At 58.2% G+C, this 17,616-nt stretch carries 15 protein-coding genes and 1 pseudogene; 9 read left to right on the top strand and 7 right to left on the bottom strand.

Annotation, left to right across the window (positions count from 1 at the left end; translation table 11 throughout):
* Positions 1 to 5 precede the first annotated feature (5 nt).
* The 4 genes from H8F23_RS03895 to H8F23_RS03880 all read left to right on the top strand — a co-directional run bounded on the left by H8F23_RS03895 (position 6) and on the right by H8F23_RS03880 (position 4,527).
* Positions 6 to 1,964, top strand: a complete 1,959-nt coding sequence (locus H8F23_RS03895; protein ID WP_194933464.1) for a DUF1302 domain-containing protein — start codon at positions 6 to 8, stop codon at positions 1,962 to 1,964.
* 149 nt (positions 1,965 to 2,113) lie between these two features.
* A complete protein-coding gene (locus H8F23_RS03890; protein ID WP_194933463.1) occupies positions 2,114 to 3,487 on the top strand; it encodes a DUF1329 domain-containing protein in 1,374 nt (457 codons plus the stop codon).
* Positions 3,488 to 3,646: 159 nt separating this feature from the next.
* On the top strand, positions 3,647 to 4,000 hold the full coding sequence (locus H8F23_RS03885) for a type II toxin-antitoxin system HigB family toxin (RefSeq protein ID WP_228759094.1): 354 nt from the start codon (positions 3,647 to 3,649) through the stop codon (positions 3,998 to 4,000).
* A 53-nt stretch (positions 4,001 to 4,053) separates the two neighbouring features.
* Positions 4,054 to 4,527, top strand: coding sequence for a helix-turn-helix domain-containing protein (locus H8F23_RS03880; protein WP_007911534.1), 474 nt, complete (start codon positions 4,054 to 4,056; stop codon positions 4,525 to 4,527).
* 145 nt (positions 4,528 to 4,672) lie between these two features.
* Here the strand turns inward: H8F23_RS03880 and H8F23_RS29190 are convergent, their stop codons facing one another.
* On the bottom strand, positions 4,673 to 5,386 hold the full coding sequence (locus tag H8F23_RS29190) for a methyl-accepting chemotaxis protein (protein ID WP_371042694.1): 714 nt from the start codon (positions 5,384 to 5,386) through the stop codon (positions 4,673 to 4,675).
* A 144-nt stretch (positions 5,387 to 5,530) separates the two neighbouring features.
* Positions 5,531 to 6,457, bottom strand: a pseudogene (locus tag H8F23_RS29185) (methyl-accepting chemotaxis protein); the annotation flags it as partial.
* A gap of 388 nt (positions 6,458 to 6,845) precedes the next feature.
* Here H8F23_RS29185 and pmrG point away from each other — a divergent pair.
* Together pmrG and H8F23_RS03865 are read left to right on the top strand one after the other, a co-directional pair.
* Positions 6,846 to 7,517 (top strand): lipopolysaccharide core heptose(II)-phosphate phosphatase PmrG, encoded by a 672-nt coding sequence (gene pmrG / locus H8F23_RS03870; RefSeq protein WP_194933461.1) that lies wholly within the window; start codon positions 6,846 to 6,848, stop codon positions 7,515 to 7,517.
* A complete protein-coding gene (locus H8F23_RS03865; protein ID WP_194933460.1) occupies positions 7,514 to 8,335 on the top strand; it encodes a phosphatase PAP2 family protein in 822 nt (273 codons plus the stop codon). Before pmrG ends, H8F23_RS03865 begins: the two co-directional genes overlap by 4 nt.
* Positions 8,336 to 8,401: 66 nt before the next feature.
* Here H8F23_RS03865 and H8F23_RS03860 read toward each other — a convergent pair whose 3' ends face one another.
* The 5 genes from H8F23_RS03860 to H8F23_RS03840 form a co-directional block, all read right to left on the bottom strand.
* Positions 8,402 to 9,880, bottom strand: coding sequence for an ArnT family glycosyltransferase (locus H8F23_RS03860; RefSeq protein WP_228759092.1), 1,479 nt, complete (start codon positions 9,878 to 9,880; stop codon positions 8,402 to 8,404).
* A 30-nt stretch (positions 9,881 to 9,910) separates the two neighbouring features.
* Entirely contained in the window at positions 9,911 to 10,498 is a 588-nt protein-coding gene (gene rimJ, locus H8F23_RS03855; RefSeq protein WP_194933459.1) for a ribosomal protein S5-alanine N-acetyltransferase, read from the bottom strand.
* A gap of 248 nt (positions 10,499 to 10,746) precedes the next feature.
* The gene (locus tag H8F23_RS03850; RefSeq protein WP_099757951.1) at positions 10,747 to 11,121 is read right to left on the bottom strand and encodes a DUF6124 family protein; all 375 of its coding nucleotides are present in this window, start codon (positions 11,119 to 11,121) and stop codon (positions 10,747 to 10,749) included.
* A gap of 211 nt (positions 11,122 to 11,332) precedes the next feature.
* Positions 11,333 to 12,739: a DUF2252 domain-containing protein gene (locus H8F23_RS03845; RefSeq protein ID WP_194933458.1), complete on the bottom strand. Its 1,407-nt coding sequence runs from the start codon at positions 12,737 to 12,739 to the stop codon at positions 11,333 to 11,335.
* 85 nt (positions 12,740 to 12,824) lie between these two features.
* Positions 12,825 to 13,748 (bottom strand): PliI family lysozyme inhibitor of I-type lysozyme, encoded by a 924-nt coding sequence (locus tag H8F23_RS03840; protein ID WP_194933457.1) that lies wholly within the window; start codon positions 13,746 to 13,748, stop codon positions 12,825 to 12,827.
* A gap of 203 nt (positions 13,749 to 13,951) precedes the next feature.
* Between H8F23_RS03840 and H8F23_RS03835 the strand changes: the two genes are divergently transcribed.
* The 3 genes from H8F23_RS03835 (at position 13,952) to H8F23_RS03825 (ending at position 17,281) form a co-directional block, all read left to right on the top strand.
* Complete coding sequence (locus H8F23_RS03835; RefSeq protein ID WP_194933456.1) at positions 13,952 to 14,992, top strand: DMT family transporter; 1,041 nt, start codon at positions 13,952 to 13,954, stop codon at positions 14,990 to 14,992.
* A 76-nt stretch (positions 14,993 to 15,068) separates the two neighbouring features.
* Entirely contained in the window at positions 15,069 to 15,695 is a 627-nt protein-coding gene (locus H8F23_RS03830; RefSeq protein WP_194933455.1) for a hypothetical protein, read from the top strand.
* Between the two features lie 755 nt (positions 15,696 to 16,450).
* Entirely contained in the window at positions 16,451 to 17,281 is an 831-nt protein-coding gene (locus H8F23_RS03825; RefSeq protein WP_194933454.1) for an NUDIX hydrolase, read from the top strand.
* The last annotated feature ends 335 nt before the right edge of the window (positions 17,282 to 17,616 follow it).

The raw sequence follows: 17,616 nt of genomic DNA, 5'->3' as shown, positions 1-17,616 counted from the left end.
AACACATGATCAACTCTCGATTACGCCTGACGGGCGCCGTGCTCCCCGGTGTCGGCCTGGCAGGGCTGCTGCAGTTGTGCGCAGTCGATGCGGCGCACGCGGTGGAGTTCAGCTTCATGGACAAACAGGTCACCGGCTCCCTCGATACGACCTTGTCCTACGGTCGTTTGTGGCGGGTGCAGGGCCGCGACAAGACTAACGATGACGTCAACACCAACGACGGCAATCGCAACTTCGATACCGGGCTGGTTTCCGAGGTGTACAAGATCACCTCCGAGCTTGAAGCCAACTATCAGAACTACGGTGTGTTCGTGCGCGGCACCGCGTTCTACGACACGCAGCTGATGGACAAGCGCAACGACTACTACGACAACAACAGCCCCTCGCAACCGAGCCAGAGCTACCCGCAGGACAGCCATTTCACCAGCCAGACCCGCGACATCGCCGGCAGCCGCATCGAGATGCTCGACGCCTACGTACACGGCAGTTGGGACGTTGCGCAGATGCCGGTGACCGCACGCGTCGGTCGGCAGGTGTTCAACTGGGGTGAGGGGATTTTCTATCGCGGCGGGATCAACACCACCAACCCGGTGGACGCCGCCAAGTACCGCTTGCCCGGCGCCGAAGTCAAGGAAGTGCTGGTGCCGGTCGAGGCGCTGAGTTTCAACATCGGCCTCACCGACTCGCTGACGATGGAGAGTTTCTACCAGACCAACTGGAAGGAAACCCGCATCGATCCGGTCGGCACCTTCTACTCGCAGACCGACCTGTTCGCCGACGGCGGCAACACCGGTTACAACAACTTCAGCGGCACGGCGCTCGACACGCCGGTCCCGGGGTTTGGCAACGTCATCGGTTTGTACAGCGCGCTGGGCAATAACCCGTTGCTCAACTCCGCCCTGCAAACCACAGGCCTGTACGCCAACGGCGTGACACCGGCCTACGGCAACACACTGAAAGTGGCGAGCATCGGCAAGGACTACAACGCGCGCAACGATGGCCAGTTTGGCTTTGCCTTTCGCTACATCGCCGAGCAGCTCAACAGCACCGAGTTCGGTTTGTACATGGTCAACTACCACGCCAAGGAGCCGACCATCGCGGCGGACCTGGGCGGCTACAAAGGCATCGACATGGATGCGCTGACCAACCTGTTGTCCGGTGTCGCCGGCAGTCAGGCCGGGGCGCTGGCCAATGGGTTGGCGACGGCCGACGTGATGGGCAATATCCAGGCGCATCGGCGTTATGCCGAAGACATCCGCATGTACGGCTTCAGCTTCAACACCACGTTGGGCGAGGCCTCGGTGTTTGGTGAGATTGCTTATCGGCCTAACCTGCCAATCGGCGTTGCCGCCACCAACGATTTGATTGGCGACCTGGCCAACGGTGCTGCGGCGGCAGTGACGGGCAAGTCGATCAACGTCGGCGGGCAGATGGTCAACCTCGACAGCCAGATCAATAACGCCGAGCGTGTGGAAGCGTTCAATACTTCGCTGGGGACCATCTACAACTTCGGTCCGACGGCATCGTTCGACTCGCTGTTCGGCATCTTCGAACTGGCCTCCGAGCACCTGCGCGGCAGCAGTCTGCAATACACCGCGTATGACGGCAGCCGTCGCTACTACGCCGGCACCGGTAACTATTCCTATGTCTCCGGCGGTGATCGCGACGATCAGGTCAATCGCAATTCCTACAGCTACACGGCGATGCTCAACGGCACCTGGAACGATGTGTACGCCGGGGTCAACGTCTCGCCGTACATCGTTTACAAGGACGATTTCGAGGGCAACAGCTATCAGGCCGGCAACACCATCGAAGGGCGTAAGGCCTACACGCTGGGGATAAAAGCCAACTACCAGAACAAGCTTGAAGCCGAACTGCAATACACCGAGTTCTACGGCGGCGGGCAGAACAACGGCATCCGCGACCGCGACAACGTCGGGTTCAACCTCAAGTATTTCTTGTGAGTTTCACACGAGATTTCCGGGACACCTCATTCCCCTGTGGGAGCGAGCTTGCTCGCGAAGAGGCCGGCACATTCAACACCGGTGTCGCCTGACACACCGCTTTCGCGAGCAAGCTCGCTCCCACAGGTTTCTGCATTCTGGAGAAGATCATGTTTCACACTTCACGATTGACCAAGACCACGCTGGCGCTCGTCATGGGGCTGGCGGCCAGTAGCGTTTTCGCCGCCATCACCCCACAACAAGCCGAGCAACTGAAAACCACCCTGACCCCCATGGGCGCCGAGCGTGCCGGCAACGCCGCCGGCACCATTCCCGCCTGGACCGGCGGCATCACTCAAGCCCCGGCCGGTTACAAACCGGGTCAGCATCACCCGGATCCTTTTGCCGCAGACAAACCGCTATTCACCATCACCAAAGCCAATCTCGACCAATACAAAGCCCACCTCAGCCCCGGCCAGATCGCCCTGTTCAACAGCTACCCCGACACCTTTCAGATGCCGATTTACCCGTCCCGCCGCTCCGGTTCAGCACCGCAATGGCTGTACGACAACACCTTGAAAAATGCGACCTCGGCCAAGCTGCTCGAAGGCGGCAGCGGCTTCTCCGATGCTTACGGCGGCGTACCGTTCCCGGTGCCCAAGGACGGCGTTGAAGTGCTGTGGAACCACATCACCCGTTATCGCGGCATCTACGTCGTGCGCCGCGCCTCCGAAGCACCGGTCCAGCGCAACGGCAGTTTCGCGCTGGTGACCTCGCAGCAGGAAGCCCTGTTCAACTACTACCGCCCGAATGGCCAGTTCGCCGACCTGAAAAACATCCTGTTCTACTACCTTGCCTTCGTGAAAAGCCCCGCACGATTGGCCGGCGGTGCCGCACTGGTGCACGAAACCCTCGATCAGCTCAAGGACGCACGCCAGGCCTGGATCTACGACGCCGGCCAACGCCGCGTGCGTCGCGCCCCGAACCTCGCCTACGACACGCCGATCGCATCCTCCGATGGCCTGCGCACCGCCGACGACACCGACCTGTTCAACGGCTCGCCTGATCGCTACGAGTGGAAGCTCAAGGGCAAACAGGAAATCTACATCCCCTACAACAACTACAAAGTCGCCAGTCCCGACGTGAAATACGCGCAACTGCTTACCCCCGGCCACCTCAACCCGCAATACACCCGCTACGAACTGCACCGGGTCTGGGTCGTGGAAGGCAACTTGAAACCGGGCTCGCGGCATATCTATTCCAAGCGTGTGCTGTTTCTCGATGAAGACAGCTGGGGCGCGGCACTGGTCGATCAGTACGACGGGCGAGGGGAGTTGTGGCGGGTGTCGATGGCCTACCTGAAAAACTTCTATGACCTGCCGACGACGTGGAGTGCGCTGGATGTTTTCCATGATTTGCAGGCGCGTCGGTACTACGTGCAGAACCTTGATAACGAAGAGGCGGAGACTGTGGATTTCGCGCAGCCGGTGCCGGAGGATGCGTATTTTATGCCGTCGGCGTTGCGGCAGCGTGGGACGCGGTGATGGCTGAAGTTTAAGTCCGCACCACTGACAGAAAAAAGCCCGAAGCCACTGATACATTTGGCTTCGGGTTTGTTCTGTGGAGCTAAATATATCTACTTTACAGATATCTGTATTTGAGATAATTTTGGCGCATGTAGGGATACCAGAACCGAAAATTGTATGAGAGTGATCACAAAAGCGGCGGTTGCGCGGGCCATTGAGACTCATGGCCAGTGGAGAGATCCTCTCACCTTGTGGCTAACCATCTTCGACAGAGCATCGCTGCGCTTCGAGTCGTTTGAGAAGCTTCGTCAAGACTGGGCCAGCGCCTCAGGTTGGAACGTTGATCGTATCCCTCACTCGAAGCTGAGGCTGACGAGCAAGAAAGGTCCGCTTGATATTTACGTTTTTGATATCAAGAAAAACGAGTGCCGTGTCATTACGTGGATCAACACGAAGACTGGCACTATCTATATCAAGGACATTCTTCCCCATGCCGGATATGACAAATGGTGGAAGGGTGATGTCAAGTAGTTGGCCAGAATGAAATACGCTATTTATGTTTAACGAAAATAAAGGTGATCTCAATGAAGCGTAATAAAGTCGAAGCGACAGGACTGGATTCCTTCATAGCCGATATTTCACCCATGCTTGAGGGGCTGGGCGATCAGCTAGCGACTTTGTCCAAGTTGTTGTCTGCCTGCCATGATCCGATAAAAAATGATGACGATCTGCAAGTGCGAATGGCCCTGATTGATGAGCTTTATTCCCACGCGAACACCGAGGATCATGCTGCGGCACGGTTTGCGGAGTTTGTGGCTGATCGGGTTTATGAGTACGAAAATGAAACGGTGTTGATTGCTTATTCGTCCCAATCTGAAGCGCTGGCGTTTCTGCTGTCGGAAAGAGGCGTTAAACAGAAGGACTTGTCTGAGATCGCAACTCAGAGTGCTGTTTCAGAGATATTGAATAACAAGCGAAAAATGACCGTTGCTCAGATAAAGGGATTCGCCGAGTTCTTTAAAGTGCCAGTCGAGTTTTTTATGCACGGTGTGGTTTGACGCTAAGCGGTGAAAGGCCTGACGCAATCGCAGGCAAACCCGCTCCCACACGTCATGAGTCGAACACAACATCTGTGAACGACTCCAAACCCTGTGGGAGCGGGCTTGCCCGCGATTGGTTTTTGGCTTCAGTGCGAAATCAGGATCAAACCCGGAAGTGGCTGACCATCTGCTGCAACTGACCACCCAAACGCGCCAGTTCAACGCTCGATGCAGCCGTCTCATCACTCGCCGCTGCGGTCTGTTCCGAGACGTCGCGCACGTTGATGATGCTGCGGCTAATCTCTTCGGCCACTGCACTTTGCTGTTCAGCCGCTGCAGCGATCTGCTGGTTCATCGACTGGATGTTCGACACCGTGCGGGTGATGTTTTCCAGCGACGCGCCAGCCTTGCGGGTCAGGGCGACGCTGCTGTCGGTCAGGGCGCGGCTGTTGCTCATTACCGCCGAGACTTGCTGGGTGCCGTTCTGCAGACCGGCGACCAGGCCTTCGATTTCTTCGGTGGACTTCTGCGTACGCTGGGCCAGGCCACGAACCTCATCGGCGACCACGGCAAAACCACGACCGGCTTCACCGGCACGCGCGGCTTCGATTGCAGCGTTGAGGGCGAGCAGGTTGGTCTGTTCAGCAACAGCCTTGATCACGTCCATGACGCTGCCGATCTTGTCGCTTTCCTGTTGCAGCACGCTCATGGCTTCGGTCGAACGCACCACTTCGCTGGCCAGACGTTCGATCTGCGCGATGGCTTCGTTGACCACTTTGTCGCCTTCACGGGCTTCGCCGTCAGCGGCAGCGGCAGCTTGTGAGGCCTCTTCGGCGTTGCGCGCGACTTCCTGCACGGTGGCGGTCATCTCATGCATGGCGGTGGCGACCTGATCGGTCTCGACCTTCTGGCTGTTTACGCCGGCGCTGGTCTGCTCGGTCACGGCCGAGAGCTCTTCAGCGGCGCTGGCGATCTGGGTGACGCCGTCGCGGATGCCGCTGATCAAGTCGCGCAGGGTCACGCCCATGCGCGCGATGCCTTGTTGCAGTACGCCAAGTTCGTCGCGGCGGGTGACGGTGACGTTCTGGGTCAGGTCGCCGCTGGCAATGCGCTCGACCACGGCGAGGGTTTCTTGCAGCGGACGGGTGATTTGACGGGTGATGATCACCGCAGCAATCACGCCAACCAACAGCGCCAGCAGGGTGCTGATCAACTGGAAGGTGCGCGCCTGGGCGCTTTCAGCGTCACGGCGATCGAGCTGGATCTGGTACAGCTGCTCGCTGGTGTTGACGATCGCGGTGCCTTGATCGGTCATTTCCTTACGGGCTTGCACGGCGTCGGTGTTGGCGTTTTTGTACGCCATCAAGGCGCTGCGATAGTTGACCAGTGCGGTTTCCAGCTGACGCAGGGCGTCTTGCTGAGAGTCAGCGAAATGCACGTTCAGTTGCTTGAGGCTGGCGATCGCGACATCCAGCTGGCCGACGGCTTTCTGCTCGGTTTCGGCGTTGCTGGTGGCGGTGTAGCCGCGCACTTCGTAGCGCGCGAGGATGAACGCTTCCTTGGCGGCGGTGATCGCCTGGAACTGTTCGAAACGCTGTTCGCTCATGTCCATCTGCTGCACGCGTTTGCTGATCGACTCGATCTGGTTGTACGCGGTCTCGGCACTCACGCTCATGCTGTCGCGCGCACTGTTGCCGGTGCGGTAGGCATTGCGCATTTTGTTCAGCGAGGTCTGGTATTCAGCGATGGTCGCGGCCTGCTCCTTGAGCAGCTTGACGTTTTCCGGGCTCTTGAAGCTGTTGATCAGCTTCTGTTGCTGCGCGGCAAAGCTTTCGAGGGTGGTTTGCACATTCTGCGCGGCGGTTTCATCGCCATTGGTCAGCATGTATTGCAGACGCACCACGCGCAGTTTGGTCAGACCGGCATTGAGCTGGGTGATGTCGCTCATCCAGTTGCTGCGGTCGATCAAGCCACCGAGGCTGGTCCAGCCTGTCAGGGCCAGCACGCAGGTCAGGGCCAGCACGAGGCCGAAGCCCAGGCCCAGTTTCATGTTCACGCTGATGTTGCCGAACCAGCTATTCATCAAAAATCCTCCAGAAACGTTGGGTTTCTTGTCGTCGGTTAGGCTGGAAGATTGTTGTTTTTTTGAGCCAGCAAGGGTGTTAGCAGGACTGTATCGGCCGCAAATCCGAGAGCTGAAAGGATTTTGTCCTACGGAATTTGTAACAAGGGATCCCAAGACTTTTTTCACATGGGTTTCACTGGCTGGCCACGCACGCCTCTGTACCTTCGCCGCATCGAATGAACCCGAGATGCACAGTGGCGAGGCGGTTTTTGTGGAATTGAGACTGAGTCTGTTCGGCGTCAAACGCTCGATCGATCTGAGCTTTTTGGCGCGTTTTCGCAACACTTGGGTGGTGTTGGCGGCATCAGTGTTGGTGATCCCGCTGACTCTGTGGTTGCTGGCGCCGGCGGCGGTGCCAGACCTGGCCCACGGCAATGTTGCCGGTGCGCAAGCGTTGGCGGCGGGATGGGCCAAGGGCGAGATGATCGTGCTGGTGCGTCACGTCGAGCGCTGCGATCACTCTAAAGCTGCCTGCCTGAGTGGCAACGACGGCATCACCGATCGCTCACGCAGTGTCGCGGTGGCGGTCGGTGCAAGGTTCGAACAACTGGGCTTGAACAACGCCGACATCTATAACAGCCCATCGATGCGCACGGTGCAGACCGCCGGTTACATGTTCAACCATGCCGCCAGCGGTGACGACTGGTTGATCAACTGCCGGGGCCGCATGTTGCGGGACGCGTTGGCCCACAAGGTTCCCGGTCGCAACCTGGTACTGGTGACCCACAGCGAATGCATGGCGCAAATCGAGAAAGACCTCAAAGTTTCGGCCTCGGACATGGGTTACGGCTCGTCATTGTTTGTTTCCGCTGCCAGCCCGGCGGCTCCCAAGATGCTCGGCTTTATTGAAGCCTCCGACTGGCGCACGGTGAATACCCGATGAAATCCCGCTTCTACGTTTACAACTTTGGTATTCCGCTGGCCTGTGCGGCGTTGGTGTTCCTGATGTTCGACTTGACCAAAATCGACATCGCCTTCAGCAACCTGCTGTTCGATCCGCTGACCCAGACCTTCCCGCTCGACAAAATCCACTTCTTTGAAAAGCTCACGCACAAATGGGCGCGGATCATTCCCAACTGGACGGCGGAAATCGCCCTGATCGGCGCGCTGCTATCGGTGGTCTGGCCATTGGTCAATCCGCACAAGCGTCCGCGCCTCGGCGCAATGCTGGAACGGAGCAAAGTCGCGCCGGTACTGCGATTTGCCGCTGATCACCGTAGGGATTTTCTGTTTGTGGTGGTCGCATTTGCCGTTTGCACCGGGGTGATTCACTTCCTCAAGTCCCACACCAGCGTTTACTGCCCGATCGAGACCACGCTGTACGGCGGGAAAATGGCCCACATCGAGTGGTACAGCAATTTTCAACTGTTCCATGAAGCCGGCAGTGGCCGTTGCTGGCCGGGTGGCCATGCGTCGGGTGGCTTCACCATGCTGGCGCTGTATTTCGTGGCGCGGCGCTATCAGTGGCGCTTTTCCAGTGCCATCTTGTGGGGCTCGCTGTTGCTGGGGTTCGTTTATGGCACTACTCGCGTTCTGCAGGGCTGGCACTACATGTCACACACGTTCTGGGCTGGAATCTTTGTGTGGCTGGCGTGTTTGCTGACGGCGTTGGCCTTTTACGGGCGGGCGCGGCTGGATGTGCCGGTGCTGGGCAAGCGTGAGCAGAAAGCTTTCGGTGCTCAGCCAGAGGTTTCTCTCTGAACCCGTTCGGGTGAATGAAAAACCCGCCAATCACCGGCGGGTTTTTTTATGCAGCTGCGCAGGCCCTCAATAGCCGACGAAGTAATACGCCTGGCGCCCGACCATCATGGTCTTGAGCACTTTCAGTGGGGCGGCGGGTTCGCTGTCGCCGGCCATCACCACGACATGCGAGGGCGAGGCCGTGAGGAAATCTCGCAACTGCGCCTCGGTATCCAGTCCTTTGAGTACTTGCTGGGTGTAGAAGACTGTAGCGCCACCGACCCGCTCGTTGGCCTGAAACAGCGCAACTTGATGGCCAGCGGTTTGCAGCGTCTGAATCTCTGCACTCAATGGCAGGAACGAAAGCTTTTTGTCGGCGTGGGGCAGGGCCCATTGCGCGGCCGCGAGGTAACTGCCGATCACCAGCGTGAGCACACCCATTGCCAATGTCTGACGGTGACGGGCGATTCGGCCTACGAATCCATTGCCTGATTCGTACTGTTTCAAGCGCTCAAACAGCACGCCCGCATACTCTGCCGCGATCACCGCAGCGGCCGGAGTCATCGACATCAGGTACACCGTGCGTTTGCTCGACGCCAACGTCAGCATGATGAACTGCGCCACGATCCACAGGCTGAAAAACAGCAGGTAACGGTTGGCCTTCAGGTGTTTGCGGAAATGCCAGAGCCCCAGGTACACCAGAATGTTCCACGGCAGGAAGGCTTCCGGCAGCTTGGCGAGGTAGTAATAGAAAGGTTCATAGTGCCCGGCCTCGACGAACGAACCGCTGAAGCGTCCGACGCTGTTGGTCAGCAGCACTTCTTTGACGGCTTGTGCGCCGCCGTGCTGGAAGAGGATGACGAGCCAGATCAGCAGCGGAATCAAACCGAGCAGGGTCAGTAAGCCCGGCCGCAGCCAATCGGTGATTTTCAGGCGCTTGTCCATCAGGTTGTCAGCCAGCAGATAGGCAAAAATCACCACTCCCGGCATCGCCAGCCCCAGCACACCTTTGCTCAACGTGGCGATGGCGATCCCGACGACAAACAGCAGCGAGTTGCCCAGAGTCGAGGCCCGCTGCGCCTGATAAAAGGCCAGCAGTGCAGTGGTCACGCCGAGTGCGAGCAGCGCATCCTCGCCGACGCCGCGCACATTGCTCCAATAACTGGCCATGGTCGCGAGCAGAATGCCTGCGGTCCAGGCAATCATTTTCGGCCGCTCGAAACGCCGCAACATGCCGTACAGCAGCATCACACTGAGCAACCCGGCCACCGCCGACGCCAGCCGCACGGCCCACGGTGAAACGCCAAACACACGCATGGCGCCCGCATCCAGCCACAGGCTCAGCGGTGGTTTTTCCAGAAACGGTTCGCCGAACAAACGAGGTGTCACCCAGTCGTCGTCCAGGTGCATCTCCATAGCGATGCCGGCGACGCGGGCCTCGGTGGAACCTTGCAATTGATGGTTGCCCAGTGCGAAGAAAAACAGCAGGGCGGCAAGCAGAAACAGCGAAGTGACGGCACGCGACATAGGGTTCAGGCAACCGGAAGGGGCGGGAAGCCTGAGCATACGACGGCAATCCTTAACGAATTGTGAAACTCACGCTAAAGGTTTCGACCAGCGCTTTTCCGGTGTCTCGAACCTTGAATTGACCCGCGCCGTCAGCACGTGATCCTGCCAGCGCCCGGCAATGTTCAGATATGCCTTGGCGTAACCCTCACGTTCGAAGCCCAGGCGCTCCAGCAAGCGCGCACTGCGCTCGTTGCCGGGAATGTAGTTGGCCATGATCCGGTGCAGGTTCTGGGTATCGAACATGTATGCGATGCCAGCCTCCAGCGCTTCCTGCATCAAGCCCTGACCCTGTTGGGCCTCGTCGATGTGATAACCCAGATAACACGCCTGAAAGGCACCACGAATGATGCCGCTGAAGTTGCACGCGCCGATCATCTGCTGGCCGTCCGGGCTCAGCAGCGCGAAATGCATGGCCAGCCCGGCCTCGAATGCACTGGCCTGTATTTCAAGGCGTCGGCGAATCTGCTCGGTGGAAAAATATTCGGTGGTGCGGATGGGCGACCATGGCGCGAGGTGACGCTGGTTGCGTTGATAGAACTGGCTTTCAAGCTCGGCCTGCTCCGGTGCAAGTATCGCGAGCGTCAGGCGTTGGCAGGGCAGGGTCAACAGCGGCATCGGGCGCTCCGGCTTGTGGGATCTGCTCGCAGAGTCGCGCAATCACTGGGGTTACGGCAAGTTGTGACGAAGAAGGGGTTTTGTTTCAGGCAAAAAAAAGCCCGCAGGAGCGCGGGCGAACCGTAGTTTCTTGAATGAGCGAGCGGACTGTACAAGGCTTGGCCGCGCAGCTGCAGTGAAGAAAAATTCATCTCGATGGGCGGCTCCAATGCAGTCCGATGCGCAACCGAACGCCGGGGTTTCGCCCGTCAATGGCGGGTTTCAGGCCCGGTAGTGTTCAGCGGTTTCTGCGGATCAAGATTGTCCCGTGCCCGACAAATCAGGATCTCGGCGAGTGCGCTCAATTGCTTCATGGCCACCGCCACATGACGTTTCGAGCCGTCGAACTCATCGGCAAAGGTTGCGCTGATGGCCGCGAGGGAATCGAGGATCTCACTGGCGTGGGTGAGCAGGGTCAGGGTGTCGACATCGTCGCGCACCCTGATGAGCTGATTGAGCGGGATGCTACGGCGCCGCTTGTGCGCTTCGCTGCGTGCGCTGGTATTCGATTGCGGTTGGGTGCTGGACGCTGGCGCATCGGACGGTGCCGGGCCAACCAGCGAAAGGCGGGGGATTTTCTTCATGACGTAGCTCCGTGGAGTGAACATTCACTGCAATTGCGGCTGCCAAACCGTCCGCTGGATGGCAGTGGTCGTGGAGCGTAACGCCCTGAGGAACTGCGCACCAGTTCATCAAAGTCGACGCGTGTTGCGGGAATTTTCCTAGGACGTTCGATGTGGGAAGGCGGGCGTGGCGGCAAAACCAATGACAGTCACGGTGATCACGGACGTCATTTCAAGGCAGGTGGTCAGCAGCAAAGTCAGCCTCTGACCGCGCGCGCAACTGCCCCTTGCGACACGCCGTCTGGAAGCGTTCGAAATCACGTTCGTTTTGCGCGGTGTAATGTTGCGCGTACTTCAACAGCGCATCCGCCAGCGCATCGCCTTTGCCGATGTAACCACTGATTTGCGCAGCGAGGCCGGAGGCTTTTGCATGTGCCCGGGCGAGGGCGCGGCCGCAAACGCGACCATAAGCGGCAAAGGTTTCAGCGTCGAAGTTTTCCAGTTCGGCGGAGATCTTCATGTCGCGTAATTGCCGCACGTAGAATTGCCGACCGCTGGGGCCGGTCGTCCAGCCCAGAAACAGGTCGCTGGCCGCCTGCATCAGGCGCTGCCCCTCGACCACGCGCTGCCCTTCATGACGCACCCTGGATTTGCTTTTGACGTAGTCGGCGAGCACCGAACGCCGGGCTTCCTTGAATTGAAGGAACAGCGGGAACTCCTGATCGTCCGTCAGCAGTGCCACCAGACAACGCGTGCCGACACTGCCGACGCCCACCACTTTGAACGCCAGATCCTGCACGTGAAACCGCGACAACAACTCGCGGCGGTCGGGTTGCAACGTGCTGCGATACTCGCGCATGAAGGTATCGAAGAGCGGCCGCCAGTCCGCGAGCCGCAGCCAGTCATCCTCGGCATCCAGCAGCGTGGTGTTTTTGTGCAGGTGAAAAATTTCCGGCAGGTCATCGCGAATGATCAGACGCCCGTGGGCATCGCGCTCGCTGATTTTCGGCAGCAGTTCGGCGTGTGTGCGCCGTTCGGCCTTCTCGATGGCGCGCTCTACATGTTCAAGGGTACTTTTGCGTGCCTGCGCCAGCAGATCGTTGTAGCTGATCGATTCGTACCAGTTTTCCAGCACGCTTTGCTCGGCGCATTCCAGCAGCGTGGTCTGATAGGCGCCGACCATTTCACGGCACACCTGTTCCTCGACCGATTCGCCGTGGCGCAAGTCACGGGCGGCCACCACGAAACTTGCCGCGAGACGCTTCAGATCCCACTCCCACGGCCCGGGATGTGCTTCGTCGAAATCGTTGACGCTGAACAGCAGATTGCGCTCAGGCGTGGCGAAACCGCCGAAGTTCATCAGGTGGCAGTCACCACAGATGGGCAAGTTCAGGCCCATGTTCGCCGTGCCCGACAAATCGTGCGCCTGCAACAAGGCATTGCCGCGAAAGAACGTGAACGGCGACACCAGCATGCGCCCGTAACGCAGTTCGACCAGCGACGCGACGCGGCCTTGGCTGGAGGCCTTGATCAACGGAATCGGATCACGGTTCATCTTGCCGGTGGCCGCCTGAGCGCTGCGCGAGCACTGCTTGCGGGCGTCCTTGCCTTGTTGCATGCGGTCTTTGAGTGAGGTCATGGGGACTCGGTGTGGCGGAGGGGGCGCTGTGAGTGTAGAAGCGCTTTTGGAGTTTATCCGCTGGCGTGAGCCCGGTGACGGGAACTCAATACTCCGCCACCTTATCTTCGCGCAGAACCCACCCGGCCTCGCCCGCCATCAACGTGTATTGAACCTGGCGCATCTTCCCCGTGCGGCCTGCGCCTGCATCAGTGCTGTCATACACCGGGAAGCGCTGCACCAGCGCGTTTTCCACCACTGCAAACGAATCCTCGCCCTGATAACCCTCGGCGATTTTCGGATTGTCGCTGACCGGCGGCAGGTAGATTTCGCTCAGGGATTTCTTGTTGTTGGCGGAATAGGCGATCAGCTCGCCCGGCATGCCGCGTCCGGGCGAGCGGGTAAACACGTACAGTTCGGGGGAGCCGTCGTTATTGAGGTCAGCAACCTCGGCACGCACGACCTCACCGGTGAGCGCCCGGCTGATGACCGCGTTATCGATCTCCAGACCTTTGGGGGTGATGCGCAGCGTCGGTTTGCCGTCGACCTGTGCGGTGCTGACGTGAAAGGCAATGCCCTGCCATTCCAGCGTCTGCTCGAATGGCTGTTTCCCGCTGGTGGCGTCGCCATTGACCCGTCTCAGAGACAGCTCGTAGTTGGCCACTTCGTTGCGCCGTGCGGCATTGCGCATGAGATAGACCTGAACCGTGTACTCGCCATCGGCCGGTAATGTTCCGAGGAAATGATTGCCCATGATCGAACCGTTAAACAGGGCGTAATCCGCGCCCTTGGCGGTGATGTTGAAGTAGGCGGAGGTGTTGGACGGTTTGAAATCGACGGTGAGCAACTGACCGGCCTTGGCGTTGAATCTGTACTCCGCCGTCTGGTCGCCCTTGATCGACTGTTTGCGCTGGACGCTGTCGGCGCTGGTTGTGAAATCGATCGGTTCGACGCGCACAGCGCCAGTGTCTGCGGCGAGGACTGGCAGAGAAATCAGTGCGGCCAGCACGGCGGCAATCCAGGTTTTCATCTTCAACTCCATTGCATCTCGATGTACGCAGCATAGAGGCTGCGTCGAGCAGGCACCCATGATTACGCGGATTAAATGTTGCTGGATTTGAGCAGGTGCTTGAGGTGATGTTTCTGACACGAATCAGCTGTTCACATAATTCTCACCTGAGTTTTGCCATGATCATTACCGGCATTCCATCGGCCCCAGCGAGTGATCCCGTCATGAATGTGAGCGTTCTCTACGCTTTGGTTGCGGCAGCATTGTTTGGCGCCAGCACGCCACTCGCCAAGCTGTTGGGGGTACAGATTTCACCGATTCTATTGGCCGGGTTGCTCTATCTGGGCAGCGGGCTGGGTTTGACCGTCCTGCGTTTCGCCCGCGATCGAGGCTGGCAGCGTTCCGGACTCGGCACCGGCGAATGGCCGTGGCTGGTCGGAGCCATCGGCTTCGGCGGCGTGCTGGCGCCAGTGGCATTGATGTTCGGTTTGACCAGAACGTCCGGCGCGAGCGCGTCACTGATGCTCAACCTGGAATCAGTGCTCACCGCGCTGCTGGCGTGGGTAGTGTTCAAGGAAAACGCCGATCGGCGAATCGTGATCGGCATGCTCGCCATCGTGGCCGGCGGTGTCGTGTTGTCCTGGCCGCAAGAGACCGTGTCGGCGCAGGACTGGACAGGCCCGCTGGCCGTCGCCTTCGCCTGCTTTTGCTGGGCCATCGACAATAACCTCACGCGCAAAGTCTCTGCCTCGGACGCACTGTTCATCGCCGGCAGCAAAGGCCTGGTCGCCGGTCTGGTCAACTGCGGTTTGGCCTTGCTCATCGGCACGCAAATGCCTGCGGCCACCACGCTGGTGCCCATCCTGCTGGTCGGATTTCTCGGCTACGGCGTCAGCCTGGTGATGTTCGTCCTCGCCCTGCGCGGGCTGGGCAGTGCACGCACCGGCGCATACTTTTCCACCGCACCGTTTCTGGGCGCAGCTATCTCGATTCTGCTGCTGGGCGAGTCGGTATCGCTGACGTTCCTGCTCGCTGCCGCGTTAATGGCCGTGGGGGTATGGATTCATCTGATGGAGAACCATGCTCATGAGCATCAGCACGAATTGCTCGAGCATGATCATCGCCACACACATGATGAGCATCACCAGCATTCGCATGGGTTTGAATGGGATGGAACGGAGCCGCACAGTCATTCGCATGTGCATACGCCGATGCGGCATCGGCATGCGCATTTTCCGGATGTGCATCATCGGCATGAGCATTGATTGAACGTCTGAAGACTGGCGACTGATATCATTGTGATATCATTTTTTGTCTTCAGTCTTTCATTCGAGTCATTCCATGAAACCCTTTTTCCTGCTGCCCCTTGTGACCCTGTTTTCTGCTTTTAGCGTTGCCGCTGCACCCTCACCGGTGGCGTCGTTTGCCGCTTGTGACGATCACTCACTGGCCGTTGTGCAATCACCTTTGATCAAGGATCTGGTGCCGAGCTCCGTCGAAAATGGCCAGATCAAATTGTCCGGCGGCACCAAAAGCGACATGGGCCAGCGCTGGATGTTTGCCAAACCGGTCGAGATCGATGGCATGTCGTTGACCGGCTTTTACGCCGAAGACATGGACCTGATGGGCACGCGCATCATCAGTTGGGGCTTCTACGCCAAACAGACGCCGAAGGAACTCCACACTCAACTGGAAAAAGCGGGTGGCCCACGCCTGGACATGTCGCAGGGACTCTACGCTCGCGCGGAAATCTGGTCCCATGGCAAATCCAGCTGGCAGCCGGAAGATCCTGCTGCCACTGCCGGTAAGCTGGTGGTCGACAGTGCCGAGCGGGTGTTCTTGATTGAACCGGCTCCGGAAGAGCTGAGCGCTGGGAGTAAGGGGATGTTTACTTGCTCGATTCAGGGCAAGGTTAATGAGGCGATGCTTAAGTCTAGTCGTCCGGATTTGCTTGGCGTTGCTCATTGATTGTTTATGAGTGCAGGTATGGAAAAGCACGACATTAGGTCGTCCTTTGTGTGGGCGGCGTATCGCCGGGGCTATCGAACCTGATCGATTGCAGGCTGCGGTCTTGTGTGTCCGGTTTGGCCGATGTCCAGATGCGACAAAGCCCGCACTTGGCGGGCCTTGTCGTTTAGAGTTGGGCCGGGGTAATCTGAATTGATTCTGTATCATATTGATTTTTATTGATTATTTTCGGTTAGATTTTCTATTGGAATACCTTATGGAATACCATTCGCGAATCTTCTTAAATTCCTGCCTTTACGTCGACCAAAGCTCAATTCCACAGCTGTACTTCGGATTTCGCCTTTGAGCGGAACCAACGGCTACTGATAGCGATTGCTGGCGCCTGGTTCATTCCTTCACTCGCTCTGGCGAGTCGGCGCGTGCCTTATTGCTGTCGCGTACGGCAAATGCGCTCGTGCTCCAACTCCTCCACCCAATCCTCGCCATCGGGAGACGCCTCGGCGTAAGCGAGCCTACGATTCTGACGCAGAGTCGTCAGGGAAGCCTGCTTGAATTGTTTACCTGTGCGCACGTCCAGCCTTGGCGACGGCGGCTCAGGGGCTTAATGTGCGCGGAAATTCGCAAACACGGGGCTGACCGTAGCTCAATGAAGGGCTGGAACTTGGATGTAAAAAGTGCTCTGGGCGATTGATGCCAATGCGAATAGAAGGATCCAGCAAATTGTATGAAACCTTCAAAGAACTCGAGGAGCAATCATGACATGGGTCATCCCTGAGGCCACCGCTTACGGCGGCATCCTCTTGAACTCCGGTGGTCAGGTTCTCCTGCGCGAGCCAGCCAATCATTACGATGGGTATGTCTGGACATTCGCCAAAACGCGGCCCCTGGGTGATGAGAAACCGGAGCAAACGGCTCGTCGTGGAGTGCGCGGAGAGGTTGGGCACGATGCGAAGGTTATAGGCGTACTACCAGGTGTCTATAGGGGTGGGACCACGACCAACGCATATTTCTTGATGATTTCCGACCATGGGCATGGTTCGGCCAGTCAAGAGACCCAAAGCATTCGCTGGGCAAGCTACGAAGAAGCACGGGTGTTGATAAAAATGACCACCAACCACGTAGGCCGGCAGCGTGACCTGCAGATACTCGAGGCCACTCAGCGATGGTTGGAGGTCAATTACAAAGGGGTGATTGCGTTTGAACAAAGAGGCTCAAGCGGATGGGCCATCAAAGGAGACTGGATGACCGAGGAAATGCCGGACCGTTTTGTGACCTTGCCCCTGGACTTCTATCTTGGGCCTAAGGACGGTGAGGCGATCCGCAAAGGTTACATTCCGTCTGCGATGGAAGAGAAATGGTTTAGCTATTTTGTGAACAACAAGCTTTACCAGCACCGGAGCTGGACAGGCTTCTTAATTGATAGCATCAGTTTTGTCGAGGAGCGGGGCGGATTTCGCGCGGTGCAGGCCGATGTGAATAGGCTGCGCGAGCAGTACTCACAAACAGACGATGCAGAAGATGTCGCTCGTATTGAGCTGATGGTTCGCGAGTTGGCTGTGCAGAATCAAAGTTTCGACACGGATTAAATTGCAGAGGGGCTGGAGGGGATTTGGTGTCTCTGTACAGTGGTCGCGGAGCACACACCCGATAAGCCTATCGGATCTCTCAGATCAGGGATCCATTGATCGCGTCCGGCTTTACGACGGTCAAGGCTCAGGCTAAGGTGCTGGCATAAGGACATGATTCTCTAACATTTGTCCACGGAAGGTTCCTGATCAGTCGTAATGAAACTACCGCCCTTCCTTTCCGACTTTGTTGTGCCCTGAAAAACGCGTGCCGAGCAAGGTGCTGTCATCGATCACCAACGGGATTGGCGATTGACGCATCAATGTGGTTGTTGCAAGCGTCCCGAACATCAAAA

This window comes from Pseudomonas neuropathica (assembly GCF_015461835.1).
Classification (GTDB): Bacteria; Pseudomonadota; Gammaproteobacteria; order Pseudomonadales; family Pseudomonadaceae; genus Aquipseudomonas; species Aquipseudomonas neuropathica.
This window is presented reverse-complemented; position numbering and strand designations above follow the sequence as displayed.